The 23,387-nt window shown below is 62.1% G+C and carries 34 protein-coding genes; 22 read left to right on the plus strand and 12 right to left on the minus strand.

The features are described 5' to 3' along the window. The first annotated feature begins 106 nt into the window (after positions 1-106). From ACR0K1_RS14940 to ACR0K1_RS14980, 9 genes are read left to right on the plus strand one after another with little or no spacing between them, the layout of a single operon-like run. Positions 107-490, plus strand: a complete 384-nt coding sequence (locus ACR0K1_RS14940) for a FlgB family protein (RefSeq protein WP_480615096.1) — start codon at positions 107-109, stop codon at positions 488-490. Further along, positions 490-876 carry a flagellar basal body rod protein FlgC gene (gene flgC, locus ACR0K1_RS14945; RefSeq protein ID WP_480615094.1) on the plus strand — a complete coding sequence of 129 codons (387 nt, stop codon included), beginning with the start codon at positions 490-492 and terminating at the stop codon, positions 874-876. The genes ACR0K1_RS14940 and flgC overlap by 1 nt, the downstream gene beginning before the upstream one ends. Before the next feature lie 12 nt (positions 877-888). Beyond that, positions 889-1,179, plus strand: a complete 291-nt coding sequence (gene fliE, locus ACR0K1_RS14950; protein ID WP_480615092.1) for a flagellar hook-basal body complex protein FliE — start codon at positions 889-891, stop codon at positions 1,177-1,179. A 4-nt stretch (positions 1,180-1,183) separates the two neighbouring features. Continuing rightward, a complete protein-coding gene (locus ACR0K1_RS14955; RefSeq protein WP_480818970.1) occupies positions 1,184-1,456 on the plus strand; it encodes a flagellar biosynthetic protein FliQ in 273 nt (90 codons plus the stop codon). After that, on the plus strand, positions 1,456-2,166 hold the full coding sequence (locus tag ACR0K1_RS14960) for a flagellar hook-basal body complex protein (RefSeq protein WP_480615088.1): 711 nt from the start codon (positions 1,456-1,458) through the stop codon (positions 2,164-2,166). The genes ACR0K1_RS14955 and ACR0K1_RS14960 overlap by 1 nt, the downstream gene beginning before the upstream one ends. Positions 2,167-2,190: 24 nt before the next feature. Continuing rightward, positions 2,191-2,976: a flagellar basal-body rod protein FlgG gene (flgG, locus tag ACR0K1_RS14965; protein ID WP_480851169.1), complete on the plus strand. Its 786-nt coding sequence runs from the start codon at positions 2,191-2,193 to the stop codon at positions 2,974-2,976. Continuing rightward, a complete protein-coding gene (gene flgA, locus ACR0K1_RS14970) occupies positions 2,976-3,392 on the plus strand; it encodes a flagellar basal body P-ring formation chaperone FlgA (protein WP_480615084.1) in 417 nt (138 codons plus the stop codon). The genes flgG and flgA overlap by 1 nt, the downstream gene beginning before the upstream one ends. Further along, on the plus strand, positions 3,392-4,123 hold the full coding sequence (flgH, locus tag ACR0K1_RS14975; protein WP_480851170.1) for a flagellar basal body L-ring protein FlgH: 732 nt from the start codon (positions 3,392-3,394) through the stop codon (positions 4,121-4,123). Before flgA ends, flgH begins: the two co-directional genes overlap by 1 nt. A gap of 9 nt (positions 4,124-4,132) precedes the next feature. Continuing rightward, the gene (locus ACR0K1_RS14980) at positions 4,133-4,618 is read left to right on the plus strand and encodes a flagellar basal body-associated protein FliL (protein WP_480615080.1); all 486 of its coding nucleotides are present in this window, start codon (positions 4,133-4,135) and stop codon (positions 4,616-4,618) included. A gap of 23 nt (positions 4,619-4,641) precedes the next feature. Here ACR0K1_RS14980 and ACR0K1_RS14985 read toward each other — a convergent pair whose 3' ends face one another. The 8 genes from ACR0K1_RS14985 to ACR0K1_RS15020 all read right to left on the minus strand — a co-directional run bounded on the left by ACR0K1_RS14985 (position 4,642) and on the right by ACR0K1_RS15020 (position 11,694). Next, positions 4,642-5,025, minus strand: coding sequence for a hypothetical protein (locus ACR0K1_RS14985; protein WP_480851171.1), 384 nt, complete (start codon positions 5,023-5,025; stop codon positions 4,642-4,644). Further along, on the minus strand, positions 5,022-6,110 hold the full coding sequence (flhB, locus tag ACR0K1_RS14990; protein ID WP_480615076.1) for a flagellar type III secretion system protein FlhB: 1,089 nt from the start codon (positions 6,108-6,110) through the stop codon (positions 5,022-5,024). The genes ACR0K1_RS14985 and flhB overlap by 4 nt, the downstream gene beginning before the upstream one ends. Next, positions 6,110-6,880, minus strand: a complete 771-nt coding sequence (locus tag ACR0K1_RS14995) for a flagellar biosynthetic protein FliR (RefSeq protein ID WP_480615074.1) — start codon at positions 6,878-6,880, stop codon at positions 6,110-6,112. Before ACR0K1_RS14995 ends, flhB begins: the two co-directional genes overlap by 1 nt. Then, positions 6,877-8,964, minus strand: coding sequence for a flagellar biosynthesis protein FlhA (gene flhA, locus ACR0K1_RS15000; RefSeq protein ID WP_480851172.1), 2,088 nt, complete (start codon positions 8,962-8,964; stop codon positions 6,877-6,879). Before flhA ends, ACR0K1_RS14995 begins: the two co-directional genes overlap by 4 nt. Positions 8,965-8,973: 9 nt before the next feature. Continuing rightward, the gene (locus tag ACR0K1_RS15005) at positions 8,974-9,666 is read right to left on the minus strand and encodes a transglycosylase SLT domain-containing protein (protein ID WP_480615070.1); all 693 of its coding nucleotides are present in this window, start codon (positions 9,664-9,666) and stop codon (positions 8,974-8,976) included. A 72-nt stretch (positions 9,667-9,738) separates the two neighbouring features. Next, entirely contained in the window at positions 9,739-10,167 is a 429-nt protein-coding gene (locus ACR0K1_RS15010; RefSeq protein WP_480615069.1) for an Lrp/AsnC family transcriptional regulator, read from the minus strand. 51 nt (positions 10,168-10,218) lie between these two features. Then, positions 10,219-11,439: an MFS transporter gene (locus ACR0K1_RS15015; protein ID WP_480615067.1), complete on the minus strand. Its 1,221-nt coding sequence runs from the start codon at positions 11,437-11,439 to the stop codon at positions 10,219-10,221. Between the two features lie 3 nt (positions 11,440-11,442). Beyond that, positions 11,443-11,694 (minus strand): metal-sensing transcriptional repressor, encoded by a 252-nt coding sequence (locus ACR0K1_RS15020; RefSeq protein WP_480615065.1) that lies wholly within the window; start codon positions 11,692-11,694, stop codon positions 11,443-11,445. Between the two features lie 132 nt (positions 11,695-11,826). Between ACR0K1_RS15020 and ACR0K1_RS15025 the strand changes: the two genes are divergently transcribed. The 7 genes from ACR0K1_RS15025 (at position 11,827) to ACR0K1_RS15055 (ending at position 16,608) form a co-directional block, all read left to right on the plus strand. After that, positions 11,827-12,441, plus strand: coding sequence for a ribonuclease D (locus tag ACR0K1_RS15025; RefSeq protein WP_480615063.1), 615 nt, complete (start codon positions 11,827-11,829; stop codon positions 12,439-12,441). Next, positions 12,438-13,400 (plus strand): KpsF/GutQ family sugar-phosphate isomerase, encoded by a 963-nt coding sequence (locus ACR0K1_RS15030; RefSeq protein WP_480615061.1) that lies wholly within the window; start codon positions 12,438-12,440, stop codon positions 13,398-13,400. Before ACR0K1_RS15025 ends, ACR0K1_RS15030 begins: the two co-directional genes overlap by 4 nt. 14 nt (positions 13,401-13,414) lie before the next feature. After that, positions 13,415-14,014, plus strand: a complete 600-nt coding sequence (locus ACR0K1_RS15035; protein ID WP_480615059.1) for an LPS export ABC transporter periplasmic protein LptC — start codon at positions 13,415-13,417, stop codon at positions 14,012-14,014. A 27-nt stretch (positions 14,015-14,041) separates the two neighbouring features. Further along, the gene (locus tag ACR0K1_RS15040; protein ID WP_480615057.1) at positions 14,042-14,509 is read left to right on the plus strand and encodes an LptA/OstA family protein; all 468 of its coding nucleotides are present in this window, start codon (positions 14,042-14,044) and stop codon (positions 14,507-14,509) included. Beyond that, positions 14,509-15,267, plus strand: a complete 759-nt coding sequence (lptB, locus tag ACR0K1_RS15045) for an LPS export ABC transporter ATP-binding protein (protein WP_480851173.1) — start codon at positions 14,509-14,511, stop codon at positions 15,265-15,267. Before ACR0K1_RS15040 ends, lptB begins: the two co-directional genes overlap by 1 nt. Positions 15,268-15,519: 252 nt before the next feature. After that, complete coding sequence (hpf, locus tag ACR0K1_RS15050; RefSeq protein WP_480615053.1) at positions 15,520-16,083, plus strand: ribosome hibernation-promoting factor, HPF/YfiA family; 564 nt, start codon at positions 15,520-15,522, stop codon at positions 16,081-16,083. Between the two features lie 60 nt (positions 16,084-16,143). Beyond that, positions 16,144-16,608: a PTS sugar transporter subunit IIA gene (locus ACR0K1_RS15055; RefSeq protein WP_480615051.1), complete on the plus strand. Its 465-nt coding sequence runs from the start codon at positions 16,144-16,146 to the stop codon at positions 16,606-16,608. A 54-nt stretch (positions 16,609-16,662) separates the two neighbouring features. Here ACR0K1_RS15055 and dalA read toward each other — a convergent pair whose 3' ends face one another. Next, positions 16,663-17,178, minus strand: coding sequence for a divisome-associated lipoprotein DalA (gene dalA / locus ACR0K1_RS15060; protein WP_480615050.1), 516 nt, complete (start codon positions 17,176-17,178; stop codon positions 16,663-16,665). A 169-nt stretch (positions 17,179-17,347) separates the two neighbouring features. Here dalA and ACR0K1_RS15065 point away from each other — a divergent pair, with 169 nt between their 5' ends. Both ACR0K1_RS15065 and ACR0K1_RS15070 read left to right on the plus strand, forming a co-directional pair. Then, positions 17,348-17,947 (plus strand): L,D-transpeptidase, encoded by a 600-nt coding sequence (locus ACR0K1_RS15065; RefSeq protein WP_480615048.1) that lies wholly within the window; start codon positions 17,348-17,350, stop codon positions 17,945-17,947. Between the two features lie 139 nt (positions 17,948-18,086). Continuing rightward, positions 18,087-18,269, plus strand: coding sequence for a hypothetical protein (locus tag ACR0K1_RS15070; RefSeq protein ID WP_010442520.1), 183 nt, complete (start codon positions 18,087-18,089; stop codon positions 18,267-18,269). A gap of 103 nt (positions 18,270-18,372) precedes the next feature. Here ACR0K1_RS15070 and hemH read toward each other — a convergent pair whose 3' ends face one another. Together hemH and ACR0K1_RS15080 are read right to left on the minus strand one after the other, a co-directional pair. Beyond that, positions 18,373-19,422: a ferrochelatase gene (hemH, locus tag ACR0K1_RS15075; protein ID WP_480851174.1), complete on the minus strand. Its 1,050-nt coding sequence runs from the start codon at positions 19,420-19,422 to the stop codon at positions 18,373-18,375. 56 nt (positions 19,423-19,478) lie between these two features. After that, positions 19,479-20,309: a methyltransferase domain-containing protein gene (locus ACR0K1_RS15080; protein ID WP_480615044.1), complete on the minus strand. Its 831-nt coding sequence runs from the start codon at positions 20,307-20,309 to the stop codon at positions 19,479-19,481. On the opposite strand from ACR0K1_RS15080, the gene ACR0K1_RS15085 reads away from it, so the two are divergent. The 4 genes from ACR0K1_RS15085 to ACR0K1_RS15100 are packed head-to-tail and all read left to right on the plus strand — an operon-like array spanning position 20,290 to position 22,634. Continuing rightward, the gene (locus ACR0K1_RS15085; RefSeq protein WP_480615042.1) at positions 20,290-21,054 is read left to right on the plus strand and encodes a double zinc ribbon domain-containing protein; all 765 of its coding nucleotides are present in this window, start codon (positions 20,290-20,292) and stop codon (positions 21,052-21,054) included. The genes ACR0K1_RS15080 and ACR0K1_RS15085 overlap by 20 nt on opposite strands. 37 nt (positions 21,055-21,091) lie before the next feature. Then, positions 21,092-21,349, plus strand: a complete 258-nt coding sequence (gene grxC, locus ACR0K1_RS15090; RefSeq protein ID WP_480615040.1) for a glutaredoxin 3 — start codon at positions 21,092-21,094, stop codon at positions 21,347-21,349. Further along, positions 21,349-22,179 (plus strand): carbon-nitrogen hydrolase family protein, encoded by an 831-nt coding sequence (locus ACR0K1_RS15095; RefSeq protein WP_480615038.1) that lies wholly within the window; start codon positions 21,349-21,351, stop codon positions 22,177-22,179. The genes grxC and ACR0K1_RS15095 overlap by 1 nt, the downstream gene beginning before the upstream one ends. Before the next feature lie 14 nt (positions 22,180-22,193). Further along, on the plus strand, positions 22,194-22,634 hold the full coding sequence (locus tag ACR0K1_RS15100; protein WP_010442526.1) for a MarR family winged helix-turn-helix transcriptional regulator: 441 nt from the start codon (positions 22,194-22,196) through the stop codon (positions 22,632-22,634). 2 nt (positions 22,635-22,636) lie between these two features. Here the strand turns inward: ACR0K1_RS15100 and ubiG are convergent, their stop codons facing one another. Continuing rightward, entirely contained in the window at positions 22,637-23,383 is a 747-nt protein-coding gene (ubiG, locus tag ACR0K1_RS15105) for a bifunctional 2-polyprenyl-6-hydroxyphenol methylase/3-demethylubiquinol 3-O-methyltransferase UbiG (RefSeq protein ID WP_480615036.1), read from the minus strand. Positions 23,384-23,387: the final 4 nt, after the last annotated feature.

Raw genomic sequence — 23,387 nt, forward strand, 5'->3', positions numbered from 1 at the left:
CGGGTCGAGATCGGACATCGTGGGTTCTCCAACTGAGTTTCTGAAAACGCTTTCTAAAGGAATCGGAGTTAAGCCTTGATTGAAATTGATCGAGGGAGAAGCCCCGATGTTCTATGACCTGAACGTCTTTAAAACAGCGTACGCCATGGCAACCCATGCCGGGCAACGGCAGGCCGTCATCGCGCGCAACATGGCCAATGCGGATACGCCGGGCTATCAGCCCCGCGATCTCGAACCCTTTCAGACCGCTTTCGAAAATGCAGGCCCTGCGACCGGCATGACAGCCACCCGGCAGGGGCATCTGAACGGCGATACCGCGGCGCGCTGGGCGGAACAGGCTGCGGCCCCTTCGGGGGACCCCAACGGCAATGGTGTCTCGCTTGAGGAGGAGATGCTGAAAGCGGTCGATGTGAAACGCCAATATGACCGCGCTCTGACCATCTACCGCTCGTCCATCGGCATTTTGCGCACCAGCCTGGGTCGCGGGTGATGAGCGACTTTTCCCATTCCCTCACTGCCTCGGCCAGCGGTTTGCGCGCGCAGGCGGCGCGGTTGCGCCATGTGTCCGAGAATATCTCAAACGCCGATACGCCCGGATACCGGCGCAAGACCGTGCCGTTTGAAACGATCCAGAAGGATGGCAAATCAGTGGTTCAGGCAGGTCGCGTGCAGCTTGACCGGCGCGCGTTGTCGCGCATCCACGACCCCAGCCATCCGATGGCGGATGAAAGCGGGCACTACCTCGGCTCGAATGTCGATCTGATGATCGAGATCGCCGACGCGCGCGAGGCCCAGCGCAGTTATGAGGCCAACCTCAAAATGTTCGACCAGACCCGGCAGATGTCGTCGTCGCTGATGGATTTACTTCGCAAATAAAGGACAGCCAGAATGGATATCCGATCACTTACCGCCGCGCAGAACTACGCGGTCGCCCGCCCGGCCACGCAGGCCGACCCGGATCACGCCGGACTTGGACAGGGGCTGCGGTCCACGTTTCAGGATTTCGCCGCCACCCTGAAACACAGCGAGCAGATGGCCCAGACCGCGATGACCGGTCAAGCCGATCCGCATGCTTTGGTGCAGGCGCTGGCGCAGACCGAACTGGCGGTGGAAACCGCAGTGATCGTCCGCAACAAGGTGGTCGAGGCCTATCAGGAAATCCTGCGGATGCCGGTCTGACCCGATGCTGAGCGAAGGTCTGTTCTACGACATCGTGCGCCAGGCGCTGTGGGTCGCGGTTATCACCTCGGTCCCGATCCTGGCGGTGGCGCTGATCTCGGGCCTGATTGTGGGTCTGTTCCAGGCGCTGACCTCGGTGCAGGAAATGACGCTGACCTTTGTGCCCAAGCTGATCGCCATCGTCATCGTGTTCTGGATTTCGATGGGCTTCATGACCCAGACCTTGGTTACGTTTTTTACAGGAACGTTGGTTCCATTGATCGCAGGAGGCCGCTGATGGACACCGCCTATGTCACCCTGTCCCGCCAGTCCGGACTGATGAATGAAATGCGGTTGGTGGCGAACAATATCGCCAATGCCAGCACCACCGGATACCGGCAGCAGGGGCTGGTGTTTTCCGAGTTCATTCAGGACATGCCGAACACGCCGTCCCTGTCGATGAGCCGGGCCGAGGTGCGCAACACCTCGATGCAGCAAGGCGTGCTGACCGAGACCGGAGGCCAGTTCGACTTTGCCATCGAGGGCGACGGGTTCTTCATGGTCGAAACCCCGGAGGGCAACCGCCTGACGCGCGCGGGCCGCTTTACCCCCAACGCGCAGGGCGATCTTGTGGCGATGGACGGAGCGCGTGTGCTGGACAGCAACGGTGCCCCGGTGTTCATCCCGCCCGATGCCGCGTCGATTGATGTGGGCAGCGACGGCACGCTCAGCGTGAACGGGCAGGCGCTGGGCCAGATCGGCGTCTACCGCGTTACTGAGCCGGGGGAATTGGTGCGCGAAGGCAATACGCGGTTTCGTCCCGGCGGCGATGTCGAGCCGGTTCCGGAATCGGTCGTCGTACACCGGTTTCTGGAAGGCTCGAACGTGAATGCCATCGGGCAGGTATCGCGGCTGATCGAGATTCAGCGGGCCTATGAACTGGGTCAAAGCTTTCTTGAAACCGAAGACGAACGGGTTCGGGCCGCTGTCAAGGCGCTGATCCGCTGATCTGCCGAAACAGGAGAATTTCACATGCGTGCATTGAAAATCGCAGCGACGGGCATGACCGCGCAGCAACTGCGGGTCGAGACGATCTCGAACAACCTCGCCAACATGAACACCACCGGCTACAACGCCCGCCGGGCCGAGTTTGCCGATCTGCACTATCAGCAGATGGCGCGGGCGGGGACGGTGAACGCCTCGGATGGGACGGTTCTGCCGACCGGCATTCAACTGGGCCTTGGCGTGCGTCCGTCTGCGGTGACGGTGCAACTGGCGCAGGGCGGGCTGTCGGCGACCGGCAGCGATCTGGACGTCGCCATCGAAGGGCGGGGCTATCTGGAGGTGACGCTGCCCGGCGGCCAGTCGGCCTTTACGCGGGATGGCAGCCTGAAACGGTCGGCTGAGGGGCTGATCGTCACTTCGGACGGCTTTGCGGTTGCACCCGCGATCACCATCCCCGACGATGCGCGATCCATTTCGATCAACGCCTCGGGTGAGGTGTATGCCTATTTCGACGACACCCCCGAAGGGCAGTTGCTGGGTGAATTCACACTGGCCAGCTTCTCGAATGCCAAGGGGCTCGAGGCGATTGGCAGCAACCTGTTCAAGGAAACCGAAGCCTCTGGCGCGCCGGTTCCGGGTGTGCCGGGTGAAGATGGGTTGGGAACGCTGCGGCAGGGCTACCTCGAGGACAGCTCGGTCGATGCCGTGCGCGAAGTGACCGAACTGATCGAGGCGCAGCGGGGATATGAAATGAACGCCCGCGTCATCTCGGCCGTCGATCAGATGATGAGCGCAACGACACAGGTGCGCTGATGCGGTTGACGGTAGTGTTCCTGACTTTGATTGCGCCCGCGATGACCTTTGCCGACATCGTGGTGCCAACACGGACCATTCGAGCGAAAGAGGTCATCCTGGCCGCCGATCTGGAAACCAAACCCGAGGATTTCCCGGGGGTCGTGACCGAACCAGATAGGTTGATCGGGCAGGAAGCGCGTGTGGCCCTGTATCCCGGCCGCCCCATTCGTGACGCAGATGTCGGGCCGCCAGCCATCGTGGACCGCAACGATCTGGTTCTTCTCGTTTTCAATCGCCAGCCCCTGTCGATCACCACCGATGGCCGGGCCTTGGGGCGCGGAGCCGCCGGGGACAGGATCCGCGTGATGAACCTGTCCTCTCGCACAACTGTCACCGGGCGCATCCGGCCCGACGGAAAGATCGAGGTAAAGTAATGTCCGGACTGTCAAAAACCCTGTTGTTAACCGCTTTGGCCGTATCCGCCTGTGGCCGGTTCGATCACCTTGGAAAGCCCCCCAGCCTGACGCCCAACGATCAGTCGCCCGAGCAGGTTGCCATGTTGTGGCCGGGCTTGCCTCTGCACACGCAACCGCAGCGGACCGTTGACGGATCGTCGCTCTGGAGCGGCGGCCAGCAGTCGCTGCTGGGGGATCAGCGGGCGATCAAAAAAGGCGACATCCTGACGGTTGTGATCGAACTGGATGAAAAGGCCGAGATTTCCAACAACACCAACCGGTCCCGGTCCGCCTCTGAAAGCCTTGAGGTTCCCAGCCTGTTCGGCCTGCCGCAACGGCTTCAGGACAAGCTGCCCGAGGGCGCGTCGCTGGATGAAGCGGTCTCGGTTGAATCGGACGCGTCGACCGCGGGGCGCGGATCGGTCCGGCGCAATGAAAAATTGACCTTGCGGGTGGCGGCAACCGTGCTGGATGTGTTGCCAAACGGGGTTCTGTCGATTTCCGGCTCGCAGGAGTTGCGGGTCAATTTCGAACTGAGGGAGCTGCTGGTCGCCGGCTATGTCCGCCCGCAGGATATCTCGCGCCAGAACGAGATTACCTATGACAAGATCGCGTCGGCGCGGGTGTCGTATGGCGGGCGCGGGCAGATCACGGATGTGCAGCAGCCGCGATACGGCCAGCAGATTCTCGATTCCCTTCTGCCGTTCTGAGGTGCCGACATGTTGAAGATCGTGATGCCTGTCGTGTTTCTGTGCGCCGGACTGGGCGTTGGTGTGGGTGCCGGGGTTTTCCTGGCCCCTTCGGACACGCCCGAGGCGAAGGAGAAGCCTAAGGGCAAAGAGGCAAGCGTAGAGCCCAAGGTCAAGAAAGACGGCGAGGGGGAGTACGAATATCTCAAGCTGACCAAGCAATTCGTCATCCCCGTGGTCGAGGACGATCAGATTTCGGCCATGGTCACCGTGTCGCTGAGTCTGGCGGTGAAACCCGCCGCGACCGAGAGGTTCTATGCCATCGAACCCAAACTGCGCGACAGTTTCCTGCAGGTTCTTTTTGACCATGCAAACACCGGCGGGTTCGACGGCGCTTTCACCCAATCCGGCAATCTGAATGTCCTGCGCAAAAGCCTGTTTGAGGTGGCGCATAAGGATCTGGGCGATGATGTGTCTCAGGTGCTGATCATGAGTATCAATCGTCAGGACACCTGAACCCCCGCGTCCCGCCCCAGCCGTCACCCTGTCTGCTTCTTGATTAGCGCGCGCCGGAGGTCCTGTTTTTGCGTCTCCAGCAGGCCCTCGACGGCCTGTTTGCGGCCAAACGCGTGCCGCAGCTCTGCAAGCGCCTCGTTCTTGCGGGCCCGCAGCCGGGCGAGATCGGTGTTAAGGTGCCGGCGCGTTGCGGATTCCCACCCGTTCCAAAGGATATCTGTGCCTGTGACCCGGTAACCCTCGGCCCCGGCACCGTTGGCGCGCGCCATTTGAACCTGTGCGTCCAGCCGGGCCAGATCTTGCTGCAGTTTGGCTTCGGCCTCGAGCACTGGGCGAAGGGCCTGGTGTTTTTGCTGAAACACGGCCTCGGTCGTCATCGCGAGATTTGCCAATCTGGTTCGGTTCATCGGATTTGCCCTTTGACCCGTTTTTGCATCGCCTCGGCGAACCGGATCGCCGCGGCGACCGGGCGGTAGAGGTTTTCGGGTACCTCCTGCCCGATCTCGACCGTTGCATGCAGTGCCCGTGCGGTCGGGGGATCGGAATGGATCGGAACGTCGGCCCCCACGGCAGCGGACCGGATCGCCGCCGCCACTTCGTCCACACCCTTGGCGACGCAGACCGGGGCGGTACCGGCAGCGCGTGACCATTTCAGGGCAACGGCAAAATGGGTCGGGTTCACGATCACCACATCCGCCTTCGGAACATCAGCCATCATCTGATTGGTCGCGATGTCCTGCGCCCGTTGCCGCCTCTGCTGTTTCACATGCGGATCGCCCTCGGCATCCTTGGTCTCATCCTGGATTTCCTTGCGCGACATCCGGTTCTTGCGCACGTGCTCGGCCTGTTGCCAGAGGTAATCGACCACGCCGATGGCCAGCGCGACGGCGATCACGATGAAGAGAAAGCGAAACAGCAGGTTCATCATCAACAGGATCGATGAGCCGGCGGGTGCCGCGCTGGCCGACAGGATTTCGGTCAGGTTGGCGTGCAGAAACAGCGCAAGGCAGGTGCCGTAGATCACGAGTTTGAAAAAGCTTTTGGCAAATTCGAACAGGCCGCCGCGCCCGAATTTGTTCTTTGCGTTGGACACGATGGAGATGCGCGACAGTTTTGGTTTCAGCTTGCCGGGCGCAAAGATCAGGGCGCGCTGGGCGATCAGGCTCAGCAAAACGGCGGCCATCGGCAGGGCAAACAGAATAACCGCAGGCACCAGAGCGCCGGTCAGCATACCGGCGACCGGAGCGGCGGCAGGCCCCGAAGATACCAGTTGCGCAATGGCATCGGATTGATCGATCAGCACAACGAACAGGGTGCCAAGGCGATCCGCCACATAGTTTCCGGCGGCCAGCAGGGCGATCAGAAGGCCGGAATAGGCGGCCACGGCGGACAGGTCGTTGGACTTTGCGACCTCACCCTTTTCGCGCGCTTTCAGCAGCTTCTGAGGGGTCGGCTCAAAGGATTTGTCGCTGTCGTCTTCCGTGGCGCTCATCATCGCCCCCCGGTCGGGTTCAGGATGAAGGCAAACAGGGCGTCCGACCAGACCGACAGGATCAGCGGCGTTCCGGCGAACAGCAGAAACAAGCCCGCGAAGGTGATCGCAGGGGCGCCGACAAAGGCCACCATCAGTTGCGGCATGGCCCGGTTGATCACCCCGAGCGCCAGATTATAGATCAGCGAGGCGATGACAAACGGGGTCGCAAGCGCAAAGGCCAGCCCGAAGCTGTACGAAATCCGCTGCACACCCCATTGCGACAGATCCGCCGCTGCCGGGGCCAGCCCCATGGGAAACAATGTGTAGCTGTGGATCAGGAACTGCGCCGCGCGGATGTGCAGCCCCATCAGCGCGGCCAGCGCCAGCCCCGCGATCGTCAGCAGATATCCCATCGCCGGAACCGGATCGACCGCCGCGCCGCCCAGAATCTGCGAGAGCGAGGTCGATTGCGCGGCGATGGACCCCGCCGTCTGCAGCGCAAGCACAAACAACCGCAAGCCCATGCCCAGGGCCATCCCGATCAGCACCTCGGTTATAACGAGACGCACCATGTGCAGCACTCCGGGCGCGAGTGCCGGGGGCGGAACTGCCGGGATCACGATCAAGGTGAACGCCACGGCAATTCCAAGTTTGACCCGCACCGGGATGCTGCGCTCACCAAAGGCGGGCAGCAGGGACACCAGCGCCGACACCCTCAGAAACACAGCGAAGGCTTGCCAGAGCCCCGCGCCCAGTTGCGACAGCAATTCGGGCGGCAGGGCGATCACGCGGGTACCGTTCCGACAAGGGCCGGTCGCGCCTCGAGCCCGATTTCTTCAAAAGACAGGACCGGATTTGCAACGCCGCGCGCCTGCATGATCGTGCGCAGCATGCGGCGGCGGCGGGTCGAGGTGACGACCGCCGGAAACAGCCCGTGATCGGCCGAGCGGCTGACGCTTTCAACCATGCCGTCCGCCAGCTTGTTGAACAGGTTCGGGGGCAGGGCCACGTCGACCCCGGCGGTCTGGGTGTCGATCTGGTAGGTGGCAAACGTATCCTCCCACTCAGGCGCAAGCTGGATCAGGGGGATCGACCCGTCCTCGCGTTTCATGTCGGCAACAAGTTGAAAACCCAGTCGCTGCCGGACCAGTTCGCAGATGCCTTCGGGCTGGGTGGTGGTCAGCCGCGCCTCGGCCACGCTTTCCAGGATCAGCGCCATGTTGCGGATCGAGACACGTTCGTCCAGCAACAGGCGCAGCACGGCGTGCAGCGTGTCGATGGGAACCTTGTCGGGGATCAGCTCGTCCAGCAGCTTGCGGTTCGCCTCGGCCCGGACCGGATCGCTGAGCCGGGTCATCTCCGACAACAACCGGCGCAGGGATTTCAGGGTCAGCAGGCGCGAGAAGTTCTGTTTGATAATCTCAAGCAGATGGGTCGCAAGAATTTCCGGCGGCGACACGATGGTTGCGCCGTTCAGCGTCGCCTCCTCCTGATCCTTGGGCAGAATCCAGCGCGCGGGCGCGCCGTAGACGGGTTCGGTGACGTCATTGCCGTCGGGCAGCAGGTCCGCGCCGTCCTGAACCAGCGCCAGCACAAGATCCGGGTTCAGAACGCCGCGTGCCTGTTCGACGCCCTGCACCTTGACTACGTAAGTGCCGGTGGGCAGGTCTGCGCGGTCGGTCAGTCGGATCTCGGGCAGGATCAGGCCGAAGGTTGAGGCGACATAGGTGCGCATATTGGCGATCCGCGCGTCCAGACCGGTGCCGGGGTTCAGCACCATGCTGACAAGATCGGGGGCAAACTCCAGATGCACATCGTCCAGATCAAGGATGTCGCCGATGGCCTGAGAGACGGGTGCGTCGGTCTGGGCCTCGGGTTTCAGCGCCTCGGCTTGGGCCGTTTTTTGGCTCTGAAACACCGTGTAGGCGGCATAGCCCAGCACGGCGGCCCCCAGAATGAAAGGCAGGAACGGCAGGCCGGGCACCAGTGCGAACAGCACCATCAGCACAGCCACCGTCCCCAGCGCCGCCGGATGCCGCCCGAGTTGCGAGAAGATCGCGCTGTCGGTTGCGCCTTGCGTGCCACCCCGCGCCAGCAGCAAGGCCGAGGCAATTGAGATGATCACCGCCGGAATCTGCGACACCAGCCCGTCGCCCACGGTCAGAATCGCATATGTCTCAAACGCCGAGGCGACGGGCATGCCGTGCACGATCACGCCCATGACCAGACCCATGACAAGGTTCAGCAGGGTGATCAGCAGACCGGCAACCGCATCGCCCTTGACAAACTTTGACGCACCATCGAGCGAGCCGAAAAACGTTGTCTCCTGCTGTTCACGCTCGCGCCGTTCCTTGGCCTGTTGGTGGTCGATGGCCCCGGCGGACATGTCGCTGTCGATGGCAAGCTGTTTGCCCGGCATCCCGTCCAGCGCGAAACGCGCGCCGACCTCGGCCATGCGGGCCGCCCCTTTGGTTATCACCATGAAATTGACGATCAGCAGCACGCCGAACACCACGAGGCCCAGGAAGATGCTGCCGCCCATGACGAAACTGGCAAAGCCTTCGATCACATCCCCGGCGGCGTTTGGCCCGGTATGGCCCTGACCGATGATCAGCTTGGTCGAGGACACGTTCAGCGACAGCCGCAGCATCAGCGAGGCCAGCAGGATTGTCGGGAAGGACGAGAAATCCAGGGGCCGCTCGATGAACAGGGTCAGGGTAAAGATCAGGATCGCCAGCGCGAATGAGGCCGCAAGCCCCACATCCAGCACCCAGGCGGGCATGGGCAGGATCATCATCACGATGACCGTCATCAACGCCAGCGCCAGCAGAACGGTGGGCGAAAACAGGGACCGGGCGTCGATCTTGGGCACGGTAGGCTCCTAGTTGAAGGCGATAAAGGCGATGGCGGTGTCGGCGGCAGGCATCAGAGAGCCCAGCGAACCGCTTCGGGGTTGCGCGGTTTGCAGCGGGATCAGTGGCGCTGCTCCGGTAAAAGGATCGCGCGGCGCAGATGCGGTTTGCCGGGTGGGGTTGTCATCCAACTGCGCCATTACCGCCCGAAACCGACCTTTGTAGGCCTGCGCAAGGCTGTCGGTGCGCGAATGATAGGCCCCGGCGGCAGCGGGCCACGAGCCAAGCTCGGCATGCAGGTCTTTCAGGAAGCGGGCGGCATAGGTGGCGTTTTCATCCGGGTCGAACATGGCGTCGATCGAGCGGAACGCCTTGCCGTGCCAGCGGTAATTGATCTGAAAGCAGCCGATATCGAAACTGCGCTGACCCGCCTTGAAAATCCGGAACAGATAGGATTTGGCCTCGATCTCGGATTTGAACCAATAGCCTTGCCCTTCGACATTGATCGTCCAGGGCCACGGGGTCAGGCGGCCATTCTGCGCCCGCCCGGTTTCCACCCGCGAGATTGCGCGCAACACGTCCAGCGGAACCCCCTCATGAACAGCGGCGCGACGGGCCGCGTGATCGCATATCTCGCCGGTTCGGGCGTCCGGCAGGGCAAACCCGGCCTGTGCGGCAAGCACAAGCATCAGGGATACAAAAACGGTCTTGCGATAGGGCATTCTGCCGGTCCGGGATTCTGATCAATCCGGGCCAAGCTAGTCACTTATGGGTTTACAGAGGGTTAGCGCTGGTTATTTCCGGTCAATCCGCCGGCCAAAAACAACGCTGGTATTGGTGCGCAGCACGCCGGGGATTTTGGCCAGATCGTCGACCAGTATGTCCAGATCCTCGATCCGGGGGGCCTCGGCGGACAGAAGCAGGTCGAACTCGCCATTGATCGACAGGCAGCGTTTGACCTCGGGGTAGGTTTCCAGCCGTTTGATGATGCGGGTGGTTTCCTTTTGCTGCACCTCGAGCAGGACAACGACCTGAACCTTGGGGGCATCCTCGGAACGGTTCAGAATGACCGCATAGCCTGCGATGTCGCCCCGGTCTTCCATCCGTTTGATGCGTTCATGCACCGTGGTCCGGGCCACGCCCAGTTTCGCTGCGATTTTCGTGGTCGACTCGCGGGCGTTGTGTTGCAGGGCGGCGATGATGCGGCGGTCAAGCTGATCCATTAGGTCTCCGGCATGGGGTCGCTCTGGTGTAGAGCAGATGGGTGCCGGGGCTCAAGGCTTGTGCGCGGCCTGTGCCGTTTCCGACCGGGGCCAGAGCGCCAGCGCGGCCACCAGCCCCAGAACCGCAGCACTTGTCATGCCCGCCAGCGCCACGGTTGCGCCGAACCGGGTCATCAGCCATCCGGCCAGCGGGTAGAGCAGCAGCCAGCACGCGTGCGACAGCGTGAACTGGGAGGCAAAGACCGCCGGTCGATCCTCGGGCCTGGCCGAGCGGGTCAGCAGGCGGCCCGATGGCGTGACCGTCGTCGCATAGCCAAACCCCGCACAGGCCCAGAACGCGGTCAGCAGGGGAAGGGACAAGGGGGCAACGCCGCTCAGCAGCGCTGCGGTGGCCATCGTTGCGGTCCCCATCGCCGCCCCGGTGAGCATGACCCGGCGGTCTTCGAACCGGTCCAGCAGCGGCGGCAGGGCAAAGGCCGCCACCATCGACCCGCCGCCGAACCCGGCCAGCGCAATCGCCACGGCGCTTTCGGACAGGCCCAGATTGGCGCGGACAAGGACTACCGTATTGACGATAACCATCGCGCTGAGCGCCGCGGCGGTCCAGTTGAGCGCCAGCAAGCCCCGCAGGCGCGTTGTGGACAGATAAATACGAAGGCCGCGCGTTGTGCGGTCGTACACCCCCCGCCGCACAGTTGCCTTGGGCGATGGCAGGGTGACCGACACAACCAGAACCGCCGAGGCGAGGAAGCCAAGGCCGGTGCCCACAAACAGCGTGTCAAAGCTGACGAACACCAGCAAAGCCGCCGCCAGCATCGGGCTGAGCAGGCTTTCCAGATCATAGGCCAGCCGCGACAGGGACAAGGCGCGGGTATAGTCGTGCTCATCCGTCAGAACATCCGGGATCGTGGCCTGAAACGCGGGTGTAAACCCCGCCGAGGCGGATTGCAGCACGAAGATCAGAACATAGACCTGCCAGATTTCGGTGACGAAGGGCAGGCACAGCGCCACGGCGGCGCGCACCACGTCCAGCACCACCAGCATCCTGCGCCGGTCGATCTGTTCGGCAATGGCAGCCGCCAGCGGCGCAACGCCGACATAAGCCACCATCTTGATGGTCAGCGCTGTGCCCAGCACCATCCCCGCCGCGTCCCCGGCCAGATCATAGGCCAACAGCCCCAAGGCAATCGTGGCCAGACCCGTCCCGGTCATCGCAACCACCTGCGCGGCCAGCAAATGGCGGTAGGTTCGGTTTTGCAGGACGCTCAGCATCGGTCACAGGTATTTGGTGATGGTTTTGAAATCGTCGACGCCCGCCCCGTCCGGCGACAAGCAGTGATCGATATGGTCGTGGATCAGAACGCGCTTGGCGTTGGTGATCGCTTTTTCCACCGCAAACAGTTGCTGGGCAATGTCCGGGCAGGGGGCCTGATCCTCGAGCATGGCGATGACCTTTGCCAGATGCCCATGCGCGCGTTTGAGCCGTGCGGTGATCTGAGGGTGGGATTCGTGGGTGTGGTTGCTCATGGACTATCCCTATCCCCCCCATGAGGATAATGTCAAGCTAAGCACCCCTGCGATGCAGTGCCACAGACAGAGCGTTGAGTTTGGCGGGCAAACCCCCTATCTCGGGGTCGATACCTTACAAAGGACAAATCCGTGGCGAACCACCTGTATAAAAACGACCTGCCGCACGGGCTGGACCTGGGCCCCGTCGTGGCTATCGATTGCGAAACCATGGGGCTGAACCCGCATCGGGACCGTCTATGCGTGATCCAGATGTCGGGCGGCGACGGCAACAGCCATATCGTTCAGGTGGAACAGGGGCAGACCAAGGCCCCGAACCTCTGCGCCATGCTGGAAAATCCGGATGTGCTGAAGCTGTTCCATTTCGGCCGGTTCGACATTGCCGCGATGTATCACACCTTTGGCGCGCTGGCCGCGCCGGTCTATTGCACCAAGATCGCCAGCCGTCTGGTGCGCACCTATACCGACCGGCACGGGCTGAAGAACCTGTGTCAGGAACTGATCGGGGTCGATATCTCGAAACAGCAGCAGATGAGCGACTGGGGCGCGGAATCCCTGACCGACGCGCAACTGGAATACGCGGCGTCGGACGTTCTGTACCTGCACCGCCTGCGCGAGGCTTTGGACGGACGCCTTGCCCGCGAAGGCCGGACCGAGATGGCGCAGGCCTGTTTTGATTTCCTGCCGATGCGTGCGAAGCTGGACCTCGCCGGTTGGCCCGAAACGGATATATTTGCGCACTCATGACCGATACCGAAGCATTCCTGAAAACCGCCCGACAGGTCGTAACCGATGAAGCCCGCGCGCTGGACGTGCTGGCCGAAGGGCTGGACGACCATTTTGCCGAGGCCGTGCAGCTGATCCTGCAGGCCACGGGCCGCATCATCATCAGCGGCATTGGCAAGTCGGGCCATATCGGCCACAAGATCGCGGCGACGCTGGCCAGCACCGGAACGCCTGCTTATTTCGTGCACCCGGCCGAGGCCAGCCATGGCGATCTGGGCATGGTGTCCAAAGGTGACGTGGTGCTGGCGATCTCGAACTCGGGCGAAGCGCCGGAGCTGCTCAACCTGCTGGCCTTTACCCGCCGCTTTGGCATTCCGCTGATCGGCCTGTCCAGCAAGCCCGAAAGCACGCTGATGAAACAGGCCGATGTGCATCTGCTGATCCCGTCGCTGGGCGAGGCCTGCGGCTTTGGCATGGTGCCCTCGATCTCGACCACGCTGACGCTGGCGATGGGGGATGCGCTGGCAATTGCGCTGATGAAACATCGCGACTTCAAGCCGGAAGATTTCCGCGCCTACCACCCCGGCGGCAAGCTGGGGGCGCAGCTGTCCACCGTGCGCGACCTGATGCATCAGGACCTGCCGCTGGTCCCTGCCGGTACCCCGATGAGCGAGGCGCTGCTGGTCATGAGCCAGAAAAGCTTTGGGGTTGTCGGCGTCACCGATGAGGCGGGCCGCCTGCTGGGCATCGTGACCGATGGCGACCTGCGCCGGAACATGGATGGCCTGCTGGAAAAACGCACCGAAGATGTGATGACCGAGAACCCTCTGACCATCGCGCCCAATGCCATGGCGGAAGAGGCGGTGGCGATCATGAATGACCGCAAGATCACCTCGCTGTTTGTCGTCGACCCTGAAACGCAGGGTCCGGCACAGGGCTTGCTGCACATCCACGACTGCCTGCGCGTCGGTCTGGGCTGAGGGGAGGGCCGCCGGTGGACCGCCATTCCCGATGGGTGCAGTTCCTGAAAGTGGTGTTGCCTCTGGCCGCCATTCTGCTGCTGTCCACCGTCTTCCTGCTGTCGCGCAGCATCGAAACCAACGTCTCGGTGCCCTTCACGCAAACGGACATCAATGAGCGTCTGGCCGAACAGGTGGTCACGCAGCCGAATTATCGCGGCACCACGCGCAAGGGCGAAGATGTGCGGATCGAGGCCGTGCAGGCGACCCAGGGCGCCAGCGGGTCGATTCCCACGGCCTCGGAATTCCGGGGGCGGTTCGGGTTGCTCAATGGCGGGGTGATTACGCTGGATTCGAACTCGGGCCTGATCCGGCCCGACAAGGCAACGGCGACCTTTGTGGGCGATGTGGTCATCACCACCACCGATGGCATTCAGGTGACGACCGATTTGCTGAACACCGCGCTGGACGAAATCCGCGGCGATACGCCCGGTCAGGTACAGGGGACCGGGGTGATCGGCAATTTCTCCGCCGGGCGCATGACCTTCGGCACGGAAAAAAAAGATGGCCCGGTCCATATTCTTTTTACAGATGGTGTGAAGCTGGTATATGAGCCAGCAAAAGCAGAAAGATAACCTGTGTTTGATTTTCGATGTGTCCTTTTGTGTATCGCCCTGACAGCGGGTTCCGTTTCTGCAAACGCGCAGGAAGCGCAGGTCGCGTTCGGCTCGGTCAAGGCAGATCCCAGCCTGCCGGTCGAGGTGACATCGGACACGCTGAACGTGAATCAGGAAGACGGGTCCGCTGAATTTGTCGGCAACGTGCTGGTCGTGCAGGGCGAAATGCGCCTGACCGCCGCGCGGGTGCTGGTGATCTACAATCAGGAACGCTCGGCCATCGAACGGATGGAAGCGACCGAAGATGTGGTTCTGGTCAGCCCACCCGACGCGGCCGAAGGCGACTGGGCCGAATACACCATCGATTCCGGCGTGATCGTGATGCGGGGCAACGTGCTGCTGACGCAAGGCCCCAGCGTGATCAGCGGCGATCAGCTGAACGCCAACCTGACAACCGGCACCGCGACCATGACGGGCCGGGTCAAGACGATCCTGCAGCAGGGCAACAACTGATGGCGCGCCCCAACCTGTCTGTTGCCGAAGGCGACTCGGGCCTCAGGATCGAAAAGCTGCGGAAGTCTTACAAGAAAAAGACGGTGATCCGCGACGTTTCGATGACGCTGAACCGGTCCGAGGTGGTGGCCCTGCTGGGGCCGAACGGATCGGGCAAGACCACGACCTTTTATTCCGTGGCCGGTCTGGTGTTCCCAGAGGCGGGCACGGTCACGATCGACGGGCAGAAGGTCACGACCCTGCCGATGTACCGCCGCGCGCGGCTTGGCATCGGTTATCTGCCGCAGGAAATGTCGATTTTCCGGGGCATGAGCGTCGAAGACAACATCTCGGCCGTTCTGGACATCACGGTAAGCCACGTTCACCGCCGCAAAGAGCGTCTGGAAGAACTGCTGTCGGATTTCTCGATCGAGCACCTGCGCCGCGCCCCCGCGCTGGCTTTGTCGGGCGGTGAGCGGCGGCGGGTGGAAATCGCCCGCTGTCTGGCGGCAGACCCGAAATACCTGTTGCTGGACGAACCTTTTGCCGGTGTCGATCCGATCAGCGTGGGCGATATCCGCCATCTGGTGGCCGATCTGAAGAAACGCGGCATCGGCGTTCTGATCACCGATCACAACGTGCGGGAAACGCTGGAAATTGTCGACCGGGCCTATATCCTGCATGACGGGCAGGTTCTGATGTCCGGGACGCCGGACGAAGTGGTCGAAAACGAAAACGTGCGTCGGGTTTATCTGGGCGAAAACTTCCGGATTTCATAAGGTTGCGCGGAAATGCGCCAGCGTCATGGCGGAAATCGCGTATATACACACCTGTTTTGATTGACTCTGCCGCCGTCTCTTGCCTCAATTGAGTCATGGCGTTTCTTCGGTTCCAGTCTGGATCTCGATGTCCCTTCTTCGAAGGGCCGGGTCAGGGGCAATCGCGGATCGCGCCACTATCCCCCACCCGATAAAAACACGTATGTTGCGCGACGCAACGTCAGAATGGGTGTGAATTGTGAAGGAGATCACATGCGTTACCAAATCAGCGGAAAACAGATCGACATCGGCGCGGCCCTGCAGACCCACGTGCAGACCGAGCTGGGCGAGGTCGTGGGCAAATATGCCCAGCGGCCGACAGACGCCAACGTCGTCTTTTCCCGTTCAGCGCATGAATATGTATGCGAAACCACCGTGCATCTTTCCACCGGCCTGACGGCGCAGGCCAAGGCCCATGCGGTCGAAATCTATGCAGCGTTCGAGGCATGCTGCGACAAGATGGAAACACAACTGCGGCGGTACAAGCGCCGTCTGAAGGACCACCACAAGGATCGGTCCGAGCCGGTTGAACTTTTCGGGGCGTCCTCCTATATCCTCGCCTCCGACGAATCGGACACGGCAGCCGAACCTGAATCGCTGCAGCCCATGATTGTGGCTGAGATGGAAACAAAGATCCCATCCCTCAGCGTCGGTGAGGCCGTCATGCAAATGGAACTTGCCGGTGCCCCGGTGCTGGTGTTCAGAAATGAGAACAAAGACGGGTTGAATGTCGTTTATCGTCGGGATGACGGTAATATCGGATGGATTGATCCGTAACAGGCAAGGATAGCAAGACGGGTCCCGGCTGATGCCGGGACGTCGTCATGGAGCGTGATGATGGAGCTGTCGAGCATACTCAAGCCCGAAGCAGTGCGTGTACTGTCCGCTGCTTCCAGCAAGAAGCGGCTGTTTCAGGAAATCGGCGACGTGGCCGCGGCGACCCTTGGTCTGGCGCCGCAATCCGTGGTCGACAACCTGTTGGAGCGCGAAAGCCTGGGCCCCACCGGCGTTGGCCATGGCGTGGCGCTGCCCCATGCGCGGCTGACCGAGATCGAAGTGGTTTCGGGCGTGTTCGTGATGCTGGAAAAGCCGATCGATTTTGGATCGGTTGATCGCCAGCCCGTGGACATTGCCTTTGCCCTGTTTGCCCCGGAAGAGGCAGGCGTGGACCATCTGAAAGCGCTGGCACTGGTGTCGCGGACGCTGCGCGACACGACGGTGTGCTCGAAGCTGCGTGCGAACCCCGATCCGGTCAAGCTTTACGCGATTCTGACCGAAGCACAGTCGATGCAGGCGGCGTAAACAAAAAAAGCCCCCGAAAAGCGGGGGCTTTGAACTTTGGCGAACTTGGGCGGATCAGCCGCCGGTTCCCATCTCCAGCGTCCACCAGATTTTCCCGCCGCCTTCCTGATGCCAGGCAAAGCCCATCTGCGTGGCCTTGGGGTCCATTATCACCGAGCGCGGTCCCGGTTCCTGCATCCAGGCGGCCAGGGTTTCGGTCTCGGTCTCGTAGGTTTCCGAGATGGCCTCGCCAATATATGTCCCGAAATATCCGACGCGCTGGGCGCGTTCTGGCGGTGACGATCCGTCGGACCCGAAATGCCAGGGGCGGTTCTGCCGGGCCATATCCTTGGAATGGGTGGCTGCCGCCGCATTCAGCTGTGAATTCAACTGCACCGGCTGCAGGCCCTGCGCCTGCCGCAGCGCGTTGACCGAATCAAGCATGCGGAACTGCAGCTTTTCCGGGTTGCCGCGAATTTTGTAGACCGTCGGCAGCGGGCGGCCATCTGCCCCCAGTGACGTGGGCCGGGTATCGGTGCATGCCGCCAGGGCGACAAGGCAAGCAAACAGTAAAGAAACGAGACGCGTCATGATCGACCTGATTATTGTATCGCAACCGGGCATAGCGTGCCTGACGGTTCTGAGCAAACGCACAATGGCCACAGCCCGCGTGAATCTGCCGGTTTGATTTGCGACTGAAGCATTCTGGCAATAATATGCCCTAGATTTTTAAGTTCGCCATAGCAAAGGACCGGTTGTCATGGTCAAGAAACGCATTCCTGCATCGACCCGCCGTGGATTTCTGGCTGGCGCGTCGGCTATGCTGGCCTCGCCCGCGATTGCGCAATACATCCCGGGCGACCCCCTGCGCCCCGCGCCCGAGCCCGAGCCGCCGGTGCGCCGCAATGTATCGGGCTTCCGTGCGCAGGACTGGCGGCCCTACTTCTCGAACACCAATAACGGGGCCATTCTGGTCGATACCGTCTCGCGCGCGCTGCATTATTGGTCAGATGATCAAACAATCTACAAACTTTACCCCTCATCGGTGCCTCTGACCGAGGAAATGACCCGCCGCGGACGCACCAGCGTCATCCGCAAGGTCGAAGGGCCAAGCTGGTCGCCGACGCCTTCGATGAAGAAACGAAATCCCGAATGGCCGGATTATATTCCGCCGGGTCCCGATAACCCCTTGGGAACGCACGCTTTGTACCTGAGCTGGAAGTATTATCGCATCCACGGCACCCATGATACGCGCAAAATCGGGCGCCGGTCGTCAAACGGCTGCATCGGCCTGTTTAATGAGGACATCCAAGAGCTGTTCTCGATGGCGAAGGTTGGCACGCAAGTGTTGCTAATATGACGACATTTTCGCGCGCGAACCCGCTTAGCGGCGAAGTTGCAATTGCAATCCCGCCGCATTGCTGCTTAGAAAAAGTCACGAGGTAAGTCTTAGATGTGTGGTTCCGGGAATTGGAACTGCGCAAATTCTGGAGGTTAATATGAAAAAACTCGTTCTCGCCGCTGCACTGACCGCTGCTGCTTCGACCGCATATGCGGGCAACCTGGAAGAGCCGGTTGTTGAGGCACCTGTTGTTGTTGAAGAAACTCAGGGTTCCTCGCAGGGCATCATCCTGCCGCTGATCCTGCTGGTCGTTGTTGCCGCAGCTGTTGCAGCAAGCTAATTCGACGAGATTTATCCAGGAAAAAGGCGGTGGAGTTTTCCACCGCCTTTTTTCATGCCTGATCGGCAGCGCAATTCGACAGGTCTGGCCCGGCTAACAAGCCTTAGTCCAGCCAGCCGCGCAGATTGTCTTCGATCACCTTGCCCAGTGCGGCGATGTGCGAATCATCGTCGTTCAGACAGGGAATGTAGGTAAAGCTTTCGCCGCCTGCCTCTTCGAAGCTTTCGTTGATCTCTTCGTTGATCTCTTCCAGCGTTTCGATGCAATCGGCGGAAAAGGCCGGTGCGATCACGGCGATGTTCTTTTTCCCCTGCCGCGCCAGATCGGCCACGTGATCGACGGTATAGGGTTTCAGCCATTCCTCGGGGCCAAAACGGGACTGGAAGGTTGAAACAAGCTGGTCGTTCGACCAGCCTAGGCGATCCTTCAGCAAGCGGGTCGTTTTCGCGCATTGGCAGTGATAGGGGTCTCCCTGCTGCAGATAGCGCTCGGGCATCCCGTGGTAGGAGCAGACAAGAATGTCCGGCTTCGTCTCCATCGCCGCATAGGCGTTTTGCACCGACCCGGCCAGCGCGTCGATATAGGCGGGCTCATCGAAATAGGCCGGAACGGTGCGGGCCGCGGGTTGCCAGGTTTCCTCCATCAGCGCGCGGAAGAACTGATCGTTGGCCGTTGCGGTCGTGGCCCCGGCGTATTGCGGGTAGAGCGGGAAGAACAGCAGGCGGTCACAGCCCTCGCCCACCATCTGCCGCACTTTCGATTTGGTCGAGGGATTGCCGTAGCGCATGCAGAAATCGACCATCACCCGGTCGCCATAGCGCGCCTGCATCGCCTCGCGCAGTTTGGCGGTCTGATCCTTGGTGATCGTCATCAGCGGGCTTTCGCCCTTGTCGTGGTTCCAGATCGACTTGTAGGCCTCGCCCGAGCTGAAGGGGCGTTTCGAAAGGATGATGCCCTGCAGAATCGGTTGCCATTTCCATTTCGGATAGTCGATCACCCGCTGGTCCGACAGAAACTCATTCAGATAGCGCCGCATCGGCCAGTAAGAGTAATCGTCCGGCGTGCCCAGATTGGCCAGCAGGATACCGACGCGTCCCATTTTCACTTTGGGATGGTCGGCGGGCGCATGTGCTGGGCGGGTGGCGTCAAACATGTGGGCTGTCCTGATGTTAGCTGTTCCGGCCTGAGATAACGGGAAATGCCCGGTCGTCAATCGGGCAGTTTGCCCTCATCCGTGCCAAGGGCTTCCGCAAGGCGCATCCGGGCCGATCCGGGGCGCAGCGGTTTCGGCTGGCTGTCATCGGGAGACCAGCCCGTCAGGCAGATCAACTCGAACGTGGCGGGCAGCCGCCCCTCGGGTGTTGCGAAGTGATTGCTGTAAATTTGCTGCGCGCGGTCGAACACATGGCGGCGGGTCGGTGTTTTCAGGCGGTTTTCCAGCGCGTTGGTTTCCGCCATGGCGCGCAGATCGTGCATCAGGTGGAAGATGTCGCGATACTCCGCTGTCACCGGCAGGGCATCCGCCACGGGCAGGGTCAGCCCGGCCCGTTGCAGCAACCCGCCCAGATCGCGCAGCTCGCCCATCGGCGCGATGCGGGGGCTGAGCCCGCCTGTGACCTCGATCTCGGCCTGACCGAGTGCTGCGCGCAACTGATGCAGAGTCTCACCACCCAGACAGACCGCCAGCATCAGCCCGTCCGGTTTCAGCGCGCGGCGACATTGGATCAACTGGCCCACCGGGTCGTTGGCCCAGTGCAGCGCCATGGCGTGAATCACCAGATCATGCGCGCCTTCGGTCAGGGGCAGCGTGTCGTCATCACCTACGATGGCCGCGTCAGGCAGCACCCCCTGCCAGATCCGCGGAAAGGGGGTCACAATCGCAGGTGCTGTAAAGGGTCTGTTAACCAGCGACAGCCGATCCTGCACCTCGTCAACGGCGGCGCGGTGCAGGAACAGCGCCTCATCTTTCGCGCGGGCGCGGCGGCGGCTCAGGGCCGCGCGGTCAAACAGAGAGGGTGCAGTGGGTTCAGGCAGTTTCATAGGCCGCAACTACCGCATTTGGCGGCGCGTTCAAAGCGCTGTCGAACTGATCTATCCGCCAAGATGTCTAAGCTGCGGCGAACTGACCGAGTCTGACTTTGGCCTGTGCGGTCCCTGCTGGCGCGACACGCCCTTTATCGGCGGTACCGTATGCGACAGTTGCGGCATGCCCGTACCGGGCGAGGCGGATGGCCACCGGATCGAATGTGACGACTGCCTCAAGACCCTGCGCCCCTGGCGCGACGGGCGCGCGGCGCTGCTGTATCAGGGGCGCGCCAGATCGCTGGTCCTGGCGCTGAAACACGCGGACCGGCCCGAACTGGCCCGCCCCGCCGCACGCTGGATGGCGCAGACGGGGCGCGCGCTGATTCGACCGGGCATGCTGATCGCGCCGGTGCCGCTGCATTGGTCGCGCCTGATCAAGCGGCGGTACAATCAATCGGCGCTGCTGGCGCACCACCTTAGCCGCGAAACCGGCCTGCAGACCTGCCCCGACCTTCTGGTCCGGCGGGCGCGAACGCCCGTGCTGGACGGCAAGACGGCGGCCGAGCGCACGCAGACGCTGGCGGGGGTGATCCACCCCCATCCCAAACGGGTGGACCGGCTGCGGGGGCGGGATGTTCTGCTGGTGGACGACGTCATGACCTCGGGCGCGACTTTGTCTGCCTGCGCGCGGGCCTGCGCGGATGCAGGGGCAAATCATATTTTCGTGTTGGTACTGGCACGCGTTGCCAAGGATGCCTAATTCGCGGAAGATTACGCGAAGCCCGAAGGGACGGAATATGAAACCGGTAGAAATCTACACCTCTCCGCTATGCGGATACTGCCATGCGGCCAAACGGCTGCTGAAGCAGAAGGGCGTCGAATTCAAGGAAATTGACGTGTTTCTGCACCCCAAACGCAAACCCGAAATGATCCAGCGCGCAGGCGGCAAACGCACCGTGCCGCAAATCTTCATCGGCCCGGACCACGTCGGCGGCTGCGACGATCTTTATGAACTGGACCGTCAGGGCAAACTAGATCGCCTGCTGGCGGCCTGATGAAAACGGCGCTGCTGCAGATCACCTCGTCCGATGATCCGGCTGAAAATCTGAGCATGGTGCGCGCCCTGATGGCCGATGCGGCGCATCAGGGCGCGCGGTTCATTCTGACGCCCGAGGTGACGAATTGCGTCTCGACCTCGACCACGCGGCAGCGCGTGGTTCTGCAGCACGAAGAAGACGACATCACGCTGGCGGGCCTGCGCGAACAGGCGGCGGCGCTGGGCGTCTGGCTGTTGATCGGCTCGCTGGCGATCAAAACCCACGATGCCGACGGGCGCTTTGCCAACCGGTCCTTCATGATCGACCCGACCGGTCAGATCGTGGCGCGCTATGACAAGATCCACATGTTCGACGTGCAGGTCACGGAGACCGAGACATTCAGCGAATCGAAGAACTACCGTCCCGGCGACCGGGCGGTCATCGCGCAGACCGATTTCGGCAAGGTGGGCCTGTCGGTCTGTTATGACCTCCGGTTCCCGCATCTTTATGCCGCGCTGGCGCAGGCGGGTGCGCGCATCCTGACGGTTCCGTCGGCGTTTTCGCCAGTGACGGGGGCGGCCCATTGGGCGTCACTGCTGCGGGCGCGGGCGATTGAGACCGGTTGCTGGGTACTCGCCCCGGCCCAGAGTGGCGAGCACCCGAAAACGCGCGGCAAAACGCGGTATACCTACGGTCACAGCATGGTTGTCGCCCCGTGGGGAGAGGTGCTGATCGACGCAGGCACCGATCCGGGCATTCACATTTTCGATTTGGATGATAGTTCTGTGACAGAGGCGCGCCGCCGCGTGCCCTCCCTGACGCACCTGCGGCCCTTCGAGGGGCCCTGATCCAGAACCGGACCATGACGGACGAAAAAAATGCCCTTGCGGTCACGCTGTTCAGCGAGATCCTGACCGCTGACCAACTGCTGCGCAACCGGCTGAGCCGGGTGCTTCCAAAGGGCATGGAAATCTCGCATTTCTCGGTGCTGAACCATCTGGTGTTCGTGGGCGACGAGCGTAGCCCGGCGCAGCTGGCCAACACGTTTCACGTGACCCGGGGGGCGATGACCAACACTTTGGCCAAGCTGGAATGGGCCGGATACATCCACATCCGCCCCGACTGGGATGACGCCCGCCGCAAGATGGTCGCCATCAGCCCCGCCGGTCGCCGCGCCCGCGATCAGGCGATTTCGTCGATTGCGCCGCTGATCAACCGTGTGGTCGGAGAACTGGGGCTGGAGCGGGTCCGCAGCACGTTGCCGGTGCTGCGGGATTTGCGGTTGCAGTTGGAGGGGGAATAAAATCACCCCGGCTTCACACTCGCCGTCACATAGTTCACGCTCAAATCCCGGTCCGAGATCGACCAGCTCCACAGGATCGGGTTGAAGACAAACCCCTTGCGGTCCACCGGGTCCAGACCGGCCTGGCGCAGCAGGTCGAACAGTTCATCGGGGGTGATGAACTTGTTCCATTCATGGGTGCCGCGCGGCAGCCAGCGCATGACGACCTCGGCCCCGAAGATGGCCATGGCATAGGATTTCGGATTGCGGTTGATGGTGGAGCAAATCTGCAGCCCGCCGGGTTTCAGCAGGTCCTGCGTGGCGGTCAGGTAGGACAGCGGGTCGGCCACATGCTCGACCACTTCCATGTTCAGCACCACGTCGAACTGTTCACCTGCGGCGGCCATGGCCTCGGCGGTGGTGTGGCGATAGTCGATCTGCAGCCCCGATTGTTCGGCGTGGATGCGGGCGACGGGCAGGTTGCCCTCGGCGGCATCTGCCCCCACGACGTCAGCCCCCAAACGGGCCATGGGTTCGCTCAGCAAACCTCCGCCGCAGCCGATATCCAGCAGGCGCAGGCCTTCGAATGGGCGCGAAGCGGTCAGATCACGGTCAAATTCCCCGGCTATCTGCTGGGTGATATAATCCAGACGGCAGGGGTTCAGCATATGCAGAGGCTTGAATTTCCCGTGAGGATCCCACCATTCGGCGGCCATCGCCTCGAATTTTGCGATCTCGGACGGGTCCACCGTGTTCGGATGCGCTTGCATTCCT

The sequence above is a fragment of the Ruegeria sp. F5 genome (assembly GCF_056533845.1).

Excerpts from the sequence above, each read along its gene's own strand:
- ACR0K1_RS15065 (WP_480615048.1), top strand. The coding sequence starts at position 17,348 with ATGGTCAAGAAACGCATTCCTGCATCGACCCGCCGTGGATTTCTGGCT.
- ACR0K1_RS15030 (WP_480615061.1), top strand. The coding sequence starts at position 12,438 with ATGACCGATACCGAAGCATTCCTGAAAACCGCCCGACAGGTCGTAACC.
- ACR0K1_RS15020 (WP_480615065.1), bottom strand. The coding sequence starts at position 11,694 with ATGAGCAACCACACCCACGAATCCCACCCTCAGATCACCGCACGGCTC.
- ACR0K1_RS14985 (WP_480851171.1), bottom strand. The coding sequence starts at position 5,025 with ATGAACCGAACCAGATTGGCAAATCTCGCGATGACGACCGAGGCCGTG.
- ACR0K1_RS15080 (WP_480615044.1), bottom strand. The coding sequence starts at position 20,309 with ATGAAACTGCCTGAACCCACTGCACCCTCTCTGTTTGACCGCGCGGCC.
- ACR0K1_RS14980 (WP_480615080.1), top strand. The coding sequence starts at position 4,133 with ATGTTGAAGATCGTGATGCCTGTCGTGTTTCTGTGCGCCGGACTGGGC.
- grxC (WP_480615040.1), top strand. The coding sequence starts at position 21,092 with ATGAAACCGGTAGAAATCTACACCTCTCCGCTATGCGGATACTGCCAT.
- flgH (WP_480851170.1), top strand. The coding sequence starts at position 3,392 with ATGTCCGGACTGTCAAAAACCCTGTTGTTAACCGCTTTGGCCGTATCC.
- flgA (WP_480615084.1), top strand. The coding sequence starts at position 2,976 with ATGCGGTTGACGGTAGTGTTCCTGACTTTGATTGCGCCCGCGATGACC.
- ACR0K1_RS15055 (WP_480615051.1), top strand. The coding sequence starts at position 16,144 with ATGGAGCTGTCGAGCATACTCAAGCCCGAAGCAGTGCGTGTACTGTCC.
- ACR0K1_RS15005 (WP_480615070.1), bottom strand. The coding sequence starts at position 9,666 with ATGCCCTATCGCAAGACCGTTTTTGTATCCCTGATGCTTGTGCTTGCC.
- hemH (WP_480851174.1), bottom strand. The coding sequence starts at position 19,422 with ATGTTTGACGCCACCCGCCCAGCACATGCGCCCGCCGACCATCCCAAA.
- ACR0K1_RS15010 (WP_480615069.1), bottom strand. The coding sequence starts at position 10,167 with ATGGATCAGCTTGACCGCCGCATCATCGCCGCCCTGCAACACAACGCC.
- dalA (WP_480615050.1), bottom strand. The coding sequence starts at position 17,178 with ATGACGCGTCTCGTTTCTTTACTGTTTGCTTGCCTTGTCGCCCTGGCG.
- ACR0K1_RS15095 (WP_480615038.1), top strand. The coding sequence starts at position 21,349 with ATGAAAACGGCGCTGCTGCAGATCACCTCGTCCGATGATCCGGCTGAA.
- hpf (WP_480615053.1), top strand. The coding sequence starts at position 15,520 with ATGCGTTACCAAATCAGCGGAAAACAGATCGACATCGGCGCGGCCCTG.
- flgC (WP_480615094.1), top strand. The coding sequence starts at position 490 with ATGAGCGACTTTTCCCATTCCCTCACTGCCTCGGCCAGCGGTTTGCGC.
- fliE (WP_480615092.1), top strand. The coding sequence starts at position 889 with ATGGATATCCGATCACTTACCGCCGCGCAGAACTACGCGGTCGCCCGC.
- ACR0K1_RS14955 (WP_480818970.1), top strand. The coding sequence starts at position 1,184 with ATGCTGAGCGAAGGTCTGTTCTACGACATCGTGCGCCAGGCGCTGTGG.
- lptB (WP_480851173.1), top strand. The coding sequence starts at position 14,509 with ATGGCGCGCCCCAACCTGTCTGTTGCCGAAGGCGACTCGGGCCTCAGG.
- ACR0K1_RS15100 (WP_010442526.1), top strand. The coding sequence starts at position 22,194 with ATGACGGACGAAAAAAATGCCCTTGCGGTCACGCTGTTCAGCGAGATC.
- ACR0K1_RS14940 (WP_480615096.1), top strand. The coding sequence starts at position 107 with ATGTTCTATGACCTGAACGTCTTTAAAACAGCGTACGCCATGGCAACC.
- ACR0K1_RS15015 (WP_480615067.1), bottom strand. The coding sequence starts at position 11,439 with ATGCTGAGCGTCCTGCAAAACCGAACCTACCGCCATTTGCTGGCCGCG.
- ACR0K1_RS15070 (WP_010442520.1), top strand. The coding sequence starts at position 18,087 with ATGAAAAAACTCGTTCTCGCCGCTGCACTGACCGCTGCTGCTTCGACC.
- flgG (WP_480851169.1), top strand. The coding sequence starts at position 2,191 with ATGCGTGCATTGAAAATCGCAGCGACGGGCATGACCGCGCAGCAACTG.
- flhB (WP_480615076.1), bottom strand. The coding sequence starts at position 6,110 with ATGAGCGCCACGGAAGACGACAGCGACAAATCCTTTGAGCCGACCCCT.
- ACR0K1_RS14960 (WP_480615088.1), top strand. The coding sequence starts at position 1,456 with ATGGACACCGCCTATGTCACCCTGTCCCGCCAGTCCGGACTGATGAAT.
- ubiG (WP_480615036.1), bottom strand. The coding sequence starts at position 23,383 with ATGCAAGCGCATCCGAACACGGTGGACCCGTCCGAGATCGCAAAATTC.